At 70.2% G+C, this 13,159-nt stretch carries 11 protein-coding genes; 7 read left to right on the top strand and 4 right to left on the bottom strand.

From position 1 onward, the window contains the following. Positions 1-38: 38 nt before the first annotated feature. Entirely contained in the window at positions 39-662 is a 624-nt protein-coding gene (locus NJQ98_RS17190; protein ID WP_262180919.1) for a hypothetical protein, read from the top strand. A gap of 210 nt (positions 663-872) precedes the next feature. On the opposite strand, the gene carA is transcribed toward NJQ98_RS17190, so the two are convergent. Next, positions 873-1,919, bottom strand: coding sequence for a glutamine-hydrolyzing carbamoyl-phosphate synthase small subunit (gene carA / locus NJQ98_RS17185; protein WP_262180917.1), 1,047 nt, complete (start codon positions 1,917-1,919; stop codon positions 873-875). A 102-nt stretch (positions 1,920-2,021) separates the two neighbouring features. Here carA and NJQ98_RS17180 point away from each other — a divergent pair, with 102 nt between their 5' ends. The 6 genes from NJQ98_RS17180 to NJQ98_RS17155 all read left to right on the top strand — a co-directional run bounded on the left by NJQ98_RS17180 (position 2,022) and on the right by NJQ98_RS17155 (position 8,399). Then, positions 2,022-2,435, top strand: coding sequence for an Lrp/AsnC family transcriptional regulator (locus tag NJQ98_RS17180; RefSeq protein WP_262180915.1), 414 nt, complete (start codon positions 2,022-2,024; stop codon positions 2,433-2,435). A 177-nt stretch (positions 2,436-2,612) separates the two neighbouring features. After that, positions 2,613-3,674, top strand: a complete 1,062-nt coding sequence (locus NJQ98_RS17175) for a thiamine ABC transporter substrate-binding protein (RefSeq protein ID WP_262180913.1) — start codon at positions 2,613-2,615, stop codon at positions 3,672-3,674. Beyond that, positions 3,675-5,369 (top strand): ABC transporter permease, encoded by a 1,695-nt coding sequence (locus tag NJQ98_RS17170; protein WP_262180912.1) that lies wholly within the window; start codon positions 3,675-3,677, stop codon positions 5,367-5,369. It abuts the gene before it with no gap. Next, the gene (locus NJQ98_RS17165; RefSeq protein WP_262180910.1) at positions 5,366-6,406 is read left to right on the top strand and encodes an ABC transporter ATP-binding protein; all 1,041 of its coding nucleotides are present in this window, start codon (positions 5,366-5,368) and stop codon (positions 6,404-6,406) included. Before NJQ98_RS17170 ends, NJQ98_RS17165 begins: the two co-directional genes overlap by 4 nt. Before the next feature lie 50 nt (positions 6,407-6,456). Further along, a complete protein-coding gene (locus tag NJQ98_RS17160; protein ID WP_262180908.1) occupies positions 6,457-7,464 on the top strand; it encodes an AIR synthase family protein in 1,008 nt (335 codons plus the stop codon). 62 nt (positions 7,465-7,526) lie between these two features. Further along, entirely contained in the window at positions 7,527-8,399 is an 873-nt protein-coding gene (locus NJQ98_RS17155; RefSeq protein WP_262180907.1) for a mechanosensitive ion channel family protein, read from the top strand. Here NJQ98_RS17155 and NJQ98_RS17150 read toward each other — a convergent pair. Genes NJQ98_RS17150 through btuC form a run of 3 tightly spaced genes read right to left on the bottom strand, consistent with a single transcriptional unit; the run spans position 8,391 to position 13,112 of the window. Beyond that, complete coding sequence (locus NJQ98_RS17150) at positions 8,391-10,763, bottom strand: DEAD/DEAH box helicase (RefSeq protein ID WP_262180905.1); 2,373 nt, start codon at positions 10,761-10,763, stop codon at positions 8,391-8,393. The two genes, NJQ98_RS17155 and NJQ98_RS17150, sit on opposite strands and share 9 nt — an antisense overlap. Before the next feature lie 22 nt (positions 10,764-10,785). After that, positions 10,786-12,045 carry a heme ABC transporter ATP-binding protein gene (locus NJQ98_RS17145; RefSeq protein WP_262180903.1) on the bottom strand — a complete coding sequence of 420 codons (1,260 nt, stop codon included), beginning with the start codon at positions 12,043-12,045 and terminating at the stop codon, positions 10,786-10,788. Next, positions 12,042-13,112: a vitamin B12 ABC transporter permease BtuC gene (gene btuC, locus NJQ98_RS17140; protein WP_262180902.1), complete on the bottom strand. Its 1,071-nt coding sequence runs from the start codon at positions 13,110-13,112 to the stop codon at positions 12,042-12,044. The genes NJQ98_RS17145 and btuC overlap by 4 nt, the downstream gene beginning before the upstream one ends. Positions 13,113-13,159: the final 47 nt, after the last annotated feature.

Below are 13,159 nucleotides of genomic sequence, written 5' to 3'. Positions count from 1 at the left end.
GTGAGAACGCAGGGACCTACCGAGAGGGTTGGAGCGCGATGACGGACCGGGCCACCTACGACCGGGCGGAGACGCTGGCGGAAATCGCCCCCAGTGACTCGGTGACAGCGCCGCTGCTGTCCGGCGCCGAGGGTCGGTTCGCCACGCCGCCGCTGCACGAGCCCCCCGTCTCGTATCTCGAACCGGCGGAGTCGCCCGCGTACGTCCTCTCGAACGCCAAACGCGGTATCGGGCTCGGCTCCAAGCGGAACACGGTCTCGCCCGCCCGCGACCACGAGACGGTGGTCCTCGTCACCGGTCGGCGGACGCTCTGTCTCGTCGGCCAGGGGTCGACCGACCGGGCCATCGAGATACCGCACGAGTCCATCGCCGACGCGAGTTACAAGACCGGTCTCCGCGCCCATCGGCTCGCGCTCAAGACGCCGCGGAAGATATACCACTGCTGGGTCAACCGGGGGACCGAGGCGGACCTGCTCGCGTCGGTGGCGGCGTTCATCGAGGACCGACAGCAGGAGGACCCCGAGGAGATAGACAGCGACGACGACGCAAACCGCGTCCATTACCGCGGCCGCCCGGTCCAACAGCAGTCGGAGGACACGACGACGGGCGACGAGGACCAGACGGTGATGTACCGGGGTCTGCCGGTCGACGAGTCGGAGTGAGCGGCTTTACGCGCCGCTCGGTCAGGTCCCTCTCTACGCATCCCACTTGCTGCTCGAAGCCCCCTCGGGGCTCTTCTACTCTTCGCGGGTCGCTGCGCTCCCCGCTCGCCTGTTCGGAGACCCCTCGCTACGCTCGGGCTCTCCTACTCCTCACGGCTCGCTACGCTCGCCGTTCGACGGTTCAGTTGCGCTTCGCTGCGCTTAGCGCAACTACTCCTCGGCCATCCCCAGCACGTCGTCGAAGAAGCCAAGCGAGTCGTGGGGCCCGGGGTTCGCCTCGGGGTGGTACTGGCGCGTGATGATGCCCAAGTCGTCGTTCTCCAGACCCTCCGGCGTGTCGTCGTTGACGTTGACCTGCGTCACGTCGAGCTTGTCGCCCGGGTCGGCGACCGTGTAGCCGTGGTTCTGGGTCGTCATGACGACCTGGTTGGTACGGAGGTCACGCACGGGTTGGTTGACGCCGCGGTGACCGAACTCCATCTTCTCGGTCTCGCCGCCCAGGGCGTTGGCGACGACCTGCTGGCCGAGGCAGATGCCCGCCAGGGGCACGTCCCCGACGTAGGTCTCGACGAGTTCGCCGGCCTGCTCGAAGTTCTCCGGGTCGCCGGGGCCGTTCGAGATAAAGAGGAGGTCCGGGTCGACGGCCTCGATGTCGGCCTCGCTGGCGTCGTAGGGGAAGACGTGGACGACGGCGTCGCGCTCGACCAGCGAGCTCATTATCGACCCCTTGGCGCCGCAGTCGACCAGCGCGACGGTCGAGCCGTCGCCGCCCTCGTTGTAGGTCTCAACCTCGTCGACGGAGACCTGCGCACCGATGTCGACGTGGTCGGACATGTGCTTGCACTGGTGGAGCTCGTCCAGCGCGTCCTGCTCGGTCGCGTCCGGGCCGGCGGCGATGCCGCATTTCATCGCCCCCTCGTCGCGGATTTCGGTGACGATGTCGCGGGTGTCGAGGTGGTCGACGGCGGGCACGCCTTCGGATTCGAGCCACTCGGCCACGTCGTCGGTCAGCTCGCGGGCGACGACGCCGCGGGGGTGGACGCGGTCGTCCTCGAAGCGCTCCTCCCGGACGCCGTAGTTCCCGATGAGCGGGTAGGAGAACGTCAGAATCTGCTCCTCGTAGGACGGGTCGGTCAGGCTCTCCTCGTACCCGGTGTAGGCGGTTGTGAACACGACTTCGCCGCGTGTCGAACCCGGAGCGCGTGCGCGCGCCTCGATGACACGGTCACCCTCCAGCGCCACGTATGCGTCAGCCATTACGAGATGCGTACAGGATTCGCGGCCATAAGGATTGCTTTCGAAGCCGAGTTACGATTTTCGTAATCCTCAAGTCGGACGGGGCGGAACCGTCACATCTCGATGGACGAACTGGACAGGGAAATTCTGTCGATACTCCGGCGGGACGCCCGCACGCCCTACACGGAGATCGCGGATCAGGTGGGGACCTCCGAGGGGACGGTGCGCAACCGCGTCGACCGGCTGGTCGACGACGGCATCATCGAGCGGTTCACCGTGGCGACCCGTACCGGCAACGTCAAGTCCATGATAGAGGTCGGCGTCGACGTCAACGTCGACACGGAGGCCGTCACCGACCACATCGCCGAGTGGCCCGCGGTCGATTTCGTCTGGCAGGTCTCCGGCGAGGAGGACATCGTCGTCGTCGTCGACGCGGCCGACACCGGCGCGGTCAACGACCTCATCACGAAGGCCCGGGAGCTGGACGACGTGGTGAGTACGAAGACGAGGTTGATTCTCGACGAACGGGTCGGGTGAACGACAGCGAGCCCGCCCGGCGGACGGGGAGACTGAAATCTGCGACCGGAGTGAGTATGCTTCGATGTTCGTTTCCGACAGCGGCGGTTCTGACCGCTCTATTGGCCGTATTCAGTCCGTAGAGCGCTTGAGTGGGAAAGCGAGGGTTCAAGTATTACTCGGTGTAACCACCGGAACATGAAGCGACGAACGTTTCTCTCGGGTGTCGGCGCGACGGGGGCTATAGCGCTGGCGGGTTGTAGCGCCGAACCCGTGAACCAGACGAACACGCCGAACCAGTCGGACAACACGCTCACGGTCGCGACCTACTCCTCCTTTACCGGCGACGGGTCGGCGGGCAGCTGGCTCAAGTCGAACTTCGAATCCGAACACGACGCGACGGTCGAGTTCAGGACGCCCGAGAACGGCCTCAACCAGTTCATCCAGCGCAAGTCGGAGAGCGCGCCCATCGAGGCCGATATGTTCCTCGGGCTGAACACGGGCGAGCTCGTCCGCGCGGACGAGCAGCTGGACGGCCAGCTGTTCGCGACGGCCGACGTCGAGGGCGCCGACTCGGTCAAGTCGGAACTCAACTTCGACCCGGACGGCCGCGTGATTCCCTACGACACCGGCTACATCAGCCTGGTCTACGACGAGGGCGAGGTCGAGAACCCCGGTACCTTCGATGCGCTACTTGAGCCGGACTACGAGGACGCCCTTATCGCCCAGAACGCCCAGCAGTCCGACCCCGGCCGCGCCTTCCTGCTGTGGACCATCCACGAGAAAGGCCCCGACAGCTACCTGGACTACTGGCGTGGTCTCTCGGACAACGGGGTCCAGATACTCTCCGACTGGGAGCCGGCGTACAACGCCTACACGAACGAGGAGGCGCCGATGGTGGTCTCCTACTCCACGGACCAGGTGTACTACCACGGCGAGGACGTGGACGTGTCCCGCCACCAGGTCGGCTTCCTCAACGACCAGGGGTACGCGAACCCCGAGGGGATGGCCCAGTTCGCCGACGCCGACAACGCCGAGCTGGCCCGCGAGTTCATGTCGTTCGTCCTCACCGAGGAGGCACAGTCCGAAATCGCCGTCCGTAACGTCCAGTTCCCGGCTGTCGAGGGCGTCGAGCCCGGCGGGGACTTCGGCAAGTACGCCCTGGAACCGCCAGAGCCCGTCACGTTCGGCTACGACGAACTCGCCGGCAACGTCGACGGCTGGATAGAGGACTGGGCCCGGGAGATAGCGAGCAGCTGAATGGCGCTCCGGGACGGCCGCCTGCTGCCGGTCGGCGTCGCCGCCACGCTGGCGGCGCTGGTCGCAGTCTTCTACTACCCCGTGGGGAGCGTCCTCCTCAGCGCCGTGTACGACGGCGCGCAGTTCACGCTCTCGCCGGTCCGCTCGGTGGTCGGCGACCCGTTCTACCACGAGCTGTTCGCCTTTACCGCCTACCAGGCGCTGCTCTCGACGGTCGCCAGCGTCGTCGTCGGGCTCCCTGGCGCGTATCTGCTCGCCCGGTTCGAGTTCCCCGGTCGCCGGTTCGTCCGCTCGGTGACCATCCTCCCCTTCGTCCTCCCCTCCATCATGGTCGCCGTCGGCTTCCTGGCGATGTTCGGCCGGACGGGGCTGGTAAACGACGTACTCGGCGCCGCCGGCCTCGGACCGGTCGAGCTGACGTTCACGCTCGAAATCATCGTGCTGGCACACGCCTTCTACAACGCGCCGCTCGTGACGCGGCTGGTGACGGCCGCCTGGGAGTCGGTCGACCCGGCCCGGGTCGAGACCGCGCGCACTCTCGGGGCCTCGCCGTTCCGGGCCTTCTACGACGTGATACTGCCACAGCTGCTCCCGGCGCTGTTGACGGCGTCGGTGCTGACGTTCGTCTTCACGTTCATGTCGTTCCCCATCGTCCTGGCGCTTGGCGGGCTCGAACTCGCGACCGTGGAGGTGTGGCTCTTCGCCCGCGTCCAGAGCCTGGCTCTCGCCGAGGCGGCGACGCTGGGGGCCATCGAGACGGCGCTCTCGCTGGGGCTGATATACGTCTATCTGCGCTTCGAGGCCACGCAGTTGAACGCGCGCGGCGAGTCGCGTGGGCGGGCGCGGATACCGCTCGTCGCCGGCCCGCGGTCCCTGGTCGACCCGAAGCGGCTGGCGCTTTTCGCCTACGCGGGCGCCGCGCTGGTGCTTTTCGTCGGCCCGCTCGTGAGTCTCGTCGTCGAGAGCGTCACGACGCCCGGCGGGCAGTTCACGCTTGGCTACTACGAGTTCCTGCTCGCCCAGCAGGCCTCGACGGCCGCGGGGACGGTCCGCCCGCTGCCGGCGATAACGAACTCGCTGCTGTTCGGCGCCGGGGCGCTCGTGCTGGCGCTCCCGATGGGCGTCGTCGTCTCTGTCGTCGCCACCCGCGACAGCCGCGGCTCCCGACTTTCAGAGGCGCTGTTGACGGCGCCACTGGCCGTCAGCGGCATCGTCCTCGGGCTGGGGATGCTCCGGACGCTCGTCTTCGGGACGACGCTCTTTGGCTACCGCCTCACCGTCACCGGCCCGGTCGCCATCGTCGCCGCCCACGCCGTCGCGGCCTACCCGTTCGTCTCCCGGAACGTCACGCCGGCACTGGGGAGCATCGACGACCGGCTCGTCGACGCCGCCCGCGCGCTCGGGGCCGACCGCACGACTGCGCTGCTTGACATCGAGCTCCCGCTCGTCGTGCCGGCGCTCATCGCGGGGGCGGCCTTCGCCTTCGCCATCAGCGTCGGCGAGTTCGACTCCACGGTGTTGCTGGCCGAAGGGGTCGACAGCGCCACGATGCCGGTCGCGCTGGAACGGTACACCGGCAACCGCTCGCTCGGGCCGAACCTCGGGCCCGCGACGGCGATGGGCACCGTCCTGCTCGCGGTGACGACCGTCAGCTTCGTCCTCATCGACCGCGTCGGCAGGGGGTGGGCCCAGTGACTGACCCCGGCGTCGAAGTCGAGGGGATACGGGCGGAGTTCGACGGCGTGACGGCGCTCCGGGACGTGTCGCTGTCCATCGGCGAGGGGGAGTTTTTCACCCTCGTCGGCCCGTCGGGCTGTGGAAAGACCACGATGCTTCGCTCCATCGCCGGGCTGACCGAGACCGCCGAGGGACGCGTCGCTATCGACGGCCGCGACGTGACCGACGCGCCGCCGGAGGCGCGCAACGTCGGCATGGTGTTCCAGAACTACGCCCTGTTCCCGCACATGAGCGTCCGCGAGAACGTCGCCTACGGCCTGCGCTTTCACGACCTCGAAGTCGAGGACGACGAGCGCGTGGCCGAACTGCTCGACCTCGTCGACCTCGCCGGCGTCGCCGACCGGTCGCCCGACCAGCTCTCGGGCGGGCAGCAACAGCGCATCGCGCTGGCGCGTGCGCTCGCCCCCGAGCCCGACGTGCTCCTGCTGGACGAGCCCCTGTCGGCGCTGGACGCCCAGCTCCGCAAGCGCCTCCGGGTCCAGATAAAGACCATCCAGCGGGAGCTCGACATCACGACCGTCTACGTCACTCACGACCAGGCCGAGGCGCTGGCGCTCAGCGACCGGGTGGCCGTCATGCAGAACGGCCGGGTCGAGCAGGTCGCGCCCCCCGAGACCGTCTACCGGGCGCCCGGTTCGCGCTTCGTCGCTGAGTTCGTCGGGGACAACAACCTCTTCGACGGCACCGTCACCGCCGACGGCGAGGGCGTGGCCGTCGAGGACGCGACGCTCCCGCTGCCGGCCGGCGCCGCCGTGGCGCCCGGGGAGTCGGTGACGGTGGCCGTCCGCCCGGAGGCGATGACGCTGAGCGAGGGGGCGGACGGGACGGCGACGACGCTCGCGGCGACGGTCGAGACCGTCGAGTTCCTCGGCGACGCCTACCGGGTCCACTGCCGCTGGCGGGGCCGGCGCATCGAGTGCAAGTCGACGGCGTCGGAGCCGCCCTCGGGCGATGTCACGCTCGGGTTCGACGCGGCCGACACGCAGGTGCTGTGAGCGCCGGGCGAGCCGGGACGCTTTAGGCGGCCTCGGTCGAGCATGCGACAATGAGCGACTTCGGGAAGATAGACCGCGAGGTCTTCGAGGAGGTCATCTATCCAAACCTGGGCGCGGGCCGCGGGGACGTGGCGCTCGGGCCGCGCCACGGCGTCGACTTCGGCGTGCTGGACGTCGGCGACCGGGCCGTCGTCGTCGCGACCGACCCGATATCGATGCTGCCCGAACTCGGCTGGCGACGGGCCGGCCGGTTCGCGCTGGAGGTCGTCCTGGCCGACGTGGCCGTCTCCGGCGTCGCGCCGACGCATCTCGCCGTCAGCCTGACACTGCCGCCGTCCTGGAGCGACGACGACCTCGAAGCGTGCTGGACCGGGTTCGCGGACCACGCCGAGCGCCTCGGCGTGAGCATCGTCTCCGGGCACACGGCCCGCTATCCAGGCATCGACACCTCGTGGGTCGGCGGGGCCACCGTGTTGGGCGTCGGGGACCACGACGACGTCGTCCGACCGGACGGCGCGACACCGGGCGACAACATCGTCGTGACCACCGGTCCGGGCGCGGAGGCCACGGGCCTGCTCGCCACGCTCTTCCCCGAACGGCTCGGGCTGTCCCCGGAGACCGTCGCGACCGCACAGGAGCGCGTCGACGACATCGCGGCCGTCGCGGACGCCCGGGCCGCCTTCGAGGCCGGCGGTGTCACCGCGATGCACGACGCGACGGAGGGCGGCGTCGCTGGCGGGCTGGTGGAGATGGCCAGCGGCGCGGGGGTGCGGTTCGACATCGAGGCCGAACGGATGCCGCTCGCCCCGGGCGTCGAGGCGGTGTGTGAGGCCATCGACGTCGACCCCTGGACGGTGTCGAGCGCCGGCACGCTGTTGTGCGCCGTCGACCCGGACGCGAGCGCGGGCGTCGTCGAGGCGCTCCGCGCCCGCGGGACGGCCGCCGCGGTGGTGGGCTCGGTGACCGACGGGGACGGCGTCTTCGTCGACGGCGAGCGGCTGTCGGCGCCCGACAGCGACCCCTCGTGGGCCGCCTTCGAGCGGCTCTCGGGGGCGTAGCGCCGCGGCGAAATCGCCGCAGGCGCCCGAGATTCATGGTGTGGGGGCCGCAAAAGGCCGGTATGCAGCTGCCCGGCGCCCCCGGTGTCGATATCGTCTCCGTGTACGCACAGCTCGCCGAGGACGGCGCCACGTTTCTCGCCGTCGTGGCGCTCCTCTATGCGGCCGGTCGCCTGCTGGTCGTCCCCGGCGTCCGCTGGGGGCTTGAGCGCTCCAAGTTCAACCGGACCGTCCAGAGCGCGCTGGTCAGCGGCGTCCACCTGCTGGCCGTCGTGGGAAGCGTCATCGTCGGCGCGAGCACGGCCGGCTTTCGGGGGAGCCTGGCCGGGACGACCCTCGTCGCGGCCGGTATCACCGTCGCCGTCGGGCTGGCCGCACAGGACGTGCTCGGGAACTTCGTCTCCGGCGCGTTCATCGTCAGCGACCCCGACCTCAACGTCGGCGACACCATCGAGTGGAACGGCAACCGGGGGACGGTCGTCGACATCGACCTGCGCGTGACCCGCGTGCGGACGCTGGACAACGAGCGCATCATCGTCCCGAACAGCGAACTGGCGACGACGGCGGTGACCAACGAGACGGTGACCGACCCGGTCGGCATCTCCTACACGTTCGGCGTCGACTACAGCGTGGACCTCGACGAGGTCCAGGGTATCATCCGCAACGTCGCACGCGACCTCGACCACGTCGCCGAGCGGCCCAGACCGACCGTCGCCGTCGAGGAACTGACCGCGAGCTCCGTGCTCATCATTGCGCGCATCTGGCTCCCCGTCGAGCGCAAGAACCGCGTGCCCGCGGTCCGGGCGGCGTTCATCCGGAACGCACACGAGGCCTGCAGGGCCGCCGGTATCGACCTCAGTGAGGACTCGGGGACCGAACTCTCCGGAGAGGTGACGGTCCACGAGGCGGCGCCGGACGAGGACCCGTCAGGGTGAGCACAGCCCGTCGAGCAGGTGTATCGCGCCGCCCTTGTCCAGCGGGTCGTTGGCGTTGCCACAGTGGGGCGACTGGACGCAGGCTGGACAGCCCGACTCGCAGTCACAGGAGTGCAGCATCGACAGCGTCGTCTGCATAAGCGGCGCTACGTCGCGGTAAGCCGCCCGATTGAGCCCGATACCGCCGGGGTAGCCGTCGTAGATGAAGATAGTCGGTTCGCCGGTGTGGGGGTGTTCGGGCGTTGAGAGCCCGCCGATGTCTCCCCGGTCACAGAGGTATTCGAATGGGAACATCGATATCATTGCGTGTTCGGCGGCGTGGATGGCCCCCGGGAAGTCGCCCGCCGCGCCCCCGTCGGTGGCCGCATCGGTCCCGCCGGGCGCCGCCTCGTCCGCCTCCCCGTACGCCCCCGCCAGAATCTCCGATTGGAGGTCGTCGGGGACGGTGTAGTACATCGCCTTCGTCTCCAGGCTGGTCTCGGGGAGGTCGAGGGGGCGCTGTCCCAGCACCTCGCCCGAGGAGCCGTCGCGGCGCTCGTAGCCCGTGATCTGTTTGCGCATCGTCACCGAGGCAAAGCGGACCGGCACGTCCTCGCGGGTCGGCAGCGGCCGCTCGCGCAAGTCGGCCTCGACCGTGATGGTCTTGTCGTGGAGCACGCGCGTGTAGTAGTCCGCCCACGTCCGGTCGAGCTCGGCGACGCCGGCCGAGAGGTCGAGGTCGGTCACCTCGTAGCGACGGCCCTGGTGGTGGTAGATAGCGCCCGGATGGGCGTCGCGAAGGGCGTCCTCGAAAGGAAGCGTCGCGATGACGTCGCCCTTCGCGACCAGCTTCACCTCGCGGTCGTCGACGGTGCGGAGGCTCATGTCGTGGTGTGGTCGGCCGTTGGAGGTCCAGCGGACCCCCTCGTCCGTGCTCCGGCGATCCAGTTTGCCGGCCGATTCGAGGTCCGCGACCACGTCCGGAAACGTCCCCCCGAAGTGGCGGTCGTCGTCGGGGGAGAGCCAGTTCTCGCCCGCCGCCGCCAGGACGTGGTCCGGCAGGAGCTGGTCGTTCTCGGGGTTCGTGACGGCCTGCTCGGCTGGCTTCTCGAACAGCGTCGCCGGGTTCCGGAGGACGTACTGGTCGAGTTGGTCCTCGCCGCCGACGAGCGCGACCAGCGCGGGGTCGGTGCCCCGCCCGGCGCGGCCGGCCTGCTGGAAGGCCCGCATCCGCGTGCCGGGGTAGCCGTCGATGAGGACGGCGTCGAGGCCGCCCACGTCGACGCCCAGTTCCAGCGCGCTGGTCGACCAGACGCCGCGGAGGTCCCCCGACTGGAGCCGCGATTCGAGTTCGCGGCGCTTCTCGTTCGTCAGCGCGGCCTGATAGGCGCCCACGCCGTCAGCGAGGTCGTGGTGGCCCCGGGAGCGGAGTTCGTCGGCGCTATCGCCCGCGTAGCGTTCGGCGGTCTGGCGCGAGCCCGCGAACACCACGGTTTGCAGGCCCCGCTCGACGAGGTCGACGAACAGCCGCTTGGTCTCGACGTGGCTGGACTTGCGGCGGCCGGACCCCCACCCCTCCCCGGTGTCGTACTCGGGCGGGTTCCACAGCAGCCAGTGGCGCGGGCCGCTGGCGGAGGTGTCCTCGTCGACCAGCGCGAAGGAGCTCTCGGGCTGGCCGGTGACGGTGGCCGCGTGGTCGACGGGGTTACCGATGGTGGCGGAGCAACAGACCCACTCGGGGTCGCTGTCGAACCGCTCGGCGATGCGGGCGAGTCGGCGCATCACGAGCGAGACGTGGCTCCCGAAGATACCCCGGTAGCCGTGGACCTCGTCGATGACGACGGTCTCCAGGCGCTGGAAGAACCAGTCCCATAGCCGGTGGGCGTGGGGGAGGATGCCGTAGTGGAGCATGTCCGGCGTCGTCAGCAGGACGGTCGGCTGGCGCTCGCGGATGGCCTCCTTCTCGCTCTTCGACTGGCGGCCCGTGTACTGGGCGACCGAGACGCCGGAGGCAAAACCCAGCCCCTGTGCGAGGTCCGATAACGTCCCGGTCTGGTCGTTGATGAGCGCGACCTGGGGGGCGACGTAGAGCGTGGTCGCGCGCCGGTCCAGCGCCCGCTCGAAGGCGGGGACGGTGTAGGCCAGGCTCTTGCCGCTCGCCGTCTCTGTCGCGAGGACGGCGTTGTCGCCGCCGCGAACCGCCTCGATGGCCGCGGTCTGGTGGGCGTAGAGGTCGGTGATGCCCTCGTCGGCGAGCACGTCGGCGAGCCGCGCGTCGAGGTCGCAGTCGGCGGTCGTCGCCCCCCGACCTGGCACCGTCCGCTCGTCGACTATCTGGCCCTCGTAGTACGGCCGGTCGCGGAGCCACGCGATAGTGTCGTCCACGGCCGGGGTTGGGCCCCGGGCGCTATCGGTCTTGCTGTTCCCGTGACTCGACGCGCCGGTTCGCGTCGGGCGGTGAAGCCGGGAGTCCGGCGACGGCCTCGGGCAGCGCGTCGACGGTCGCCACGGTCGTCCGCGACCCGAGAGCGGGGGCGTCCGCCCCGTCGACGGCGACGACCCGGTCGGCCGCGGCGACGACCGGCTGGTTCGCGTCGCCGACATCGCCGGCGAGGACGACGGCGTCGGCCGCCCGGGCCAGGTCGGTCGCCCGCTGGCGGGAGCCATCGTCGACGCCGGCGAACGGCGGGACGGTGACGGCCTCGCAGTCGAGCTCTCGGGCCCGCTCGGCGGCCGCGTCGCCGGCCGGGACGACGCCCACCGAGGCGGTCGCGCCGGCGGCGGTCAACCGGGCGACGGCCGCGGCGGCCTGTCGCCCCGTGCCGACCACGTGGACGGTCCGGTCGACCGGGTCGCGGTCGGGCAGTGCCGTCACCAGCGGGGCGTCGGCGCCCGGCTGGTCGGTGACGAGCGTCTCGGCGTCGAAGGCGCCTTTCAGCGTCGGCGACTGCAACACCGCTCGGGGCTCGCCCGCGGCCCGGACCTCGCCGTCGGCCAGCAGGACGAGCTCGTCGCAGTACCGCGCCGCGAGATTGAGGTCGTGGATGGCCGCGACGGCGGTCTTGCCCTCCCGGGCGAGGCCGGCGACCAGCTCCAGCGTGTTGACGGCGTGGTTGATGTCCAGGCTCGACGTGGGTTCGTCGAGCACCAGAACGGGCGTCTCCTGAGCGAGCGCGCGGGCCAGCAACACGCGCTGGCGCTCACCGCCCGACAGCGAGGTGACCGGCCGGTCGGCAAAGCGGGCCACGTCGGCCCGTTCCATGGCGGCCGCGACGGCGTCCTCGTCGTCGCCGTCGGCCCGCTCGAACCGGCCGAGATGGGGGGTCCGCCCCATCTCGACGGTCTGGCGGACGGTGAAATCGAAGGAGAGCGTCGTCGCCTGGGGCGTGCTGGCGACGCGCCGGCTCACCTGCTTCGAGGACAGCCCTTCGATTGGGTCGCCGGCGACGCGGACGGTCCCGCTGTCGGGCGAGAGCGTCGCCCGGAGCGTCCGCAGCGTGGTCGTCTTGCCGGCGCCGTTGGGCCCCACGAGGCCGACGACCGAGCCGCGCTCGGCGGTCAGGGACACGTCCGAGAGAATCTCTGTCCCGCCGAGCGAGACGGAGATGTCCTCGGCGCTGAGTATCGGCACCGAGTCGCCCCGGCGGTCGGTCTGTGGGTCGGTCATAGCTCGTGGACCTCCCGCTGGCGCAGCAAGTAGAGGAAGAAGGGCGCGCCCAGCGCCGCGGTGACGATGCCGACCGGTATCTCGGCGCTGCCCGAGCGGGCCAGCGTGTCCGTCGCGACGAGGAACGAGGCTCCCGCGAGTGCCGACGTGGGGAGCAAGATACGGTGGTCCGGCCCCACGAGCAGCCGCATCACGTGAGGGACGATGAGGCCGACGAAGCCGATGATGCCCGCGACGGCGACGCCGGCCGCCGTCGCCAGCGCCGACAGGGCGAGCAGTATCCGCTTGGTCCGCTCGACCTCGATTCCCAGGCTGCCGGCGTCTTCCTCGCCCAGCAGCATGACGTTCAGGTCCCGGGCGTACAGCAACAGCAGCGCGAACGGGACGACGACGAGGGGGAGGCTCGACCACACCTCGGGCCAGGACGCCCCCTTGAGGTGGCCCATCAGCCAGAACAGCGCCTGCCGGACGCTCTCGCCGGCGTTGAGCAGGAGAAAGGAGACGACTGCCCCGAGGAACGTCTGGACGGCGACGCCGGCGAGCAGGAGCGTCGCGACGGGCGTCCGGCCGTTCTCCGTCGCGATGAGGTAGACGCCGAAGGCGGCGACGAGCGCCCCGGCGAAGGCGGCCCCGCGCAGCCCCAGCCCGAACGGGAGCGCCCCACCGACGACGATGAAGCCGACGGCGCCGACGGCCGCGCCCGAGGAAACGCCGATGATGGAGGGGTCGGCCATCGGATTGCGGAAGATGCCCTGCATGATAGTGCCGGCCGCGGCCAGCGAGAAGCCGACGACGGCGGCGAGCAGGATTCGCGGGAGCCGGATTTGCATCACTATCTGTTCCTGCAGCGGTGAAACCTCGAACCCGAAGACCGGCGCGGTCGTCACGTCGGCAGCCCCGCCGGAGAACTCGACCCCGGTCGGCACCGCGGCGGCGTCGAGCAGTATCCTCGCAACGTCGCCCGGCGGGACGTACACCGGGCCGACGGCGGCGCTCACCGTGACGACGGCGAGGAGCAGCCCCGCAAGCGCCAGCGACCACGCGGCCGTCCGTCCGGGGGTTCGCACGGCTGAAAACCGCCTTGCAGTAGGTAAATATTTATTGTTACTCCGCC

Source organism: Haloarcula laminariae (assembly GCF_025457605.1).
GTDB lineage: Archaea > Halobacteriota > Halobacteria > Halobacteriales > Haloarculaceae > Haloarcula > Haloarcula laminariae.
This window is presented reverse-complemented; position numbering and strand designations above follow the sequence as displayed.

Excerpts from the sequence above, each read along its gene's own strand:
- NJQ98_RS17180 (WP_262180915.1), top strand. The coding sequence starts at position 2,022 with ATGGACGAACTGGACAGGGAAATTCTGTCGATACTCCGGCGGGACGCC.
- NJQ98_RS17160 (WP_262180908.1), top strand. The coding sequence starts at position 6,457 with ATGAGCGACTTCGGGAAGATAGACCGCGAGGTCTTCGAGGAGGTCATC.
- NJQ98_RS17190 (WP_262180919.1), top strand. The coding sequence starts at position 39 with ATGACGGACCGGGCCACCTACGACCGGGCGGAGACGCTGGCGGAAATC.
- NJQ98_RS17155 (WP_262180907.1), top strand. The coding sequence starts at position 7,527 with ATGCAGCTGCCCGGCGCCCCCGGTGTCGATATCGTCTCCGTGTACGCA.
- carA (WP_262180917.1), bottom strand. The coding sequence starts at position 1,919 with ATGGCTGACGCATACGTGGCGCTGGAGGGTGACCGTGTCATCGAGGCG.
- NJQ98_RS17175 (WP_262180913.1), top strand. The coding sequence starts at position 2,613 with ATGAAGCGACGAACGTTTCTCTCGGGTGTCGGCGCGACGGGGGCTATA.
- NJQ98_RS17145 (WP_262180903.1), bottom strand. The coding sequence starts at position 12,045 with ATGACCGACCCACAGACCGACCGCCGGGGCGACTCGGTGCCGATACTC.
- NJQ98_RS17170 (WP_262180912.1), top strand. The coding sequence starts at position 3,675 with ATGGCGCTCCGGGACGGCCGCCTGCTGCCGGTCGGCGTCGCCGCCACG.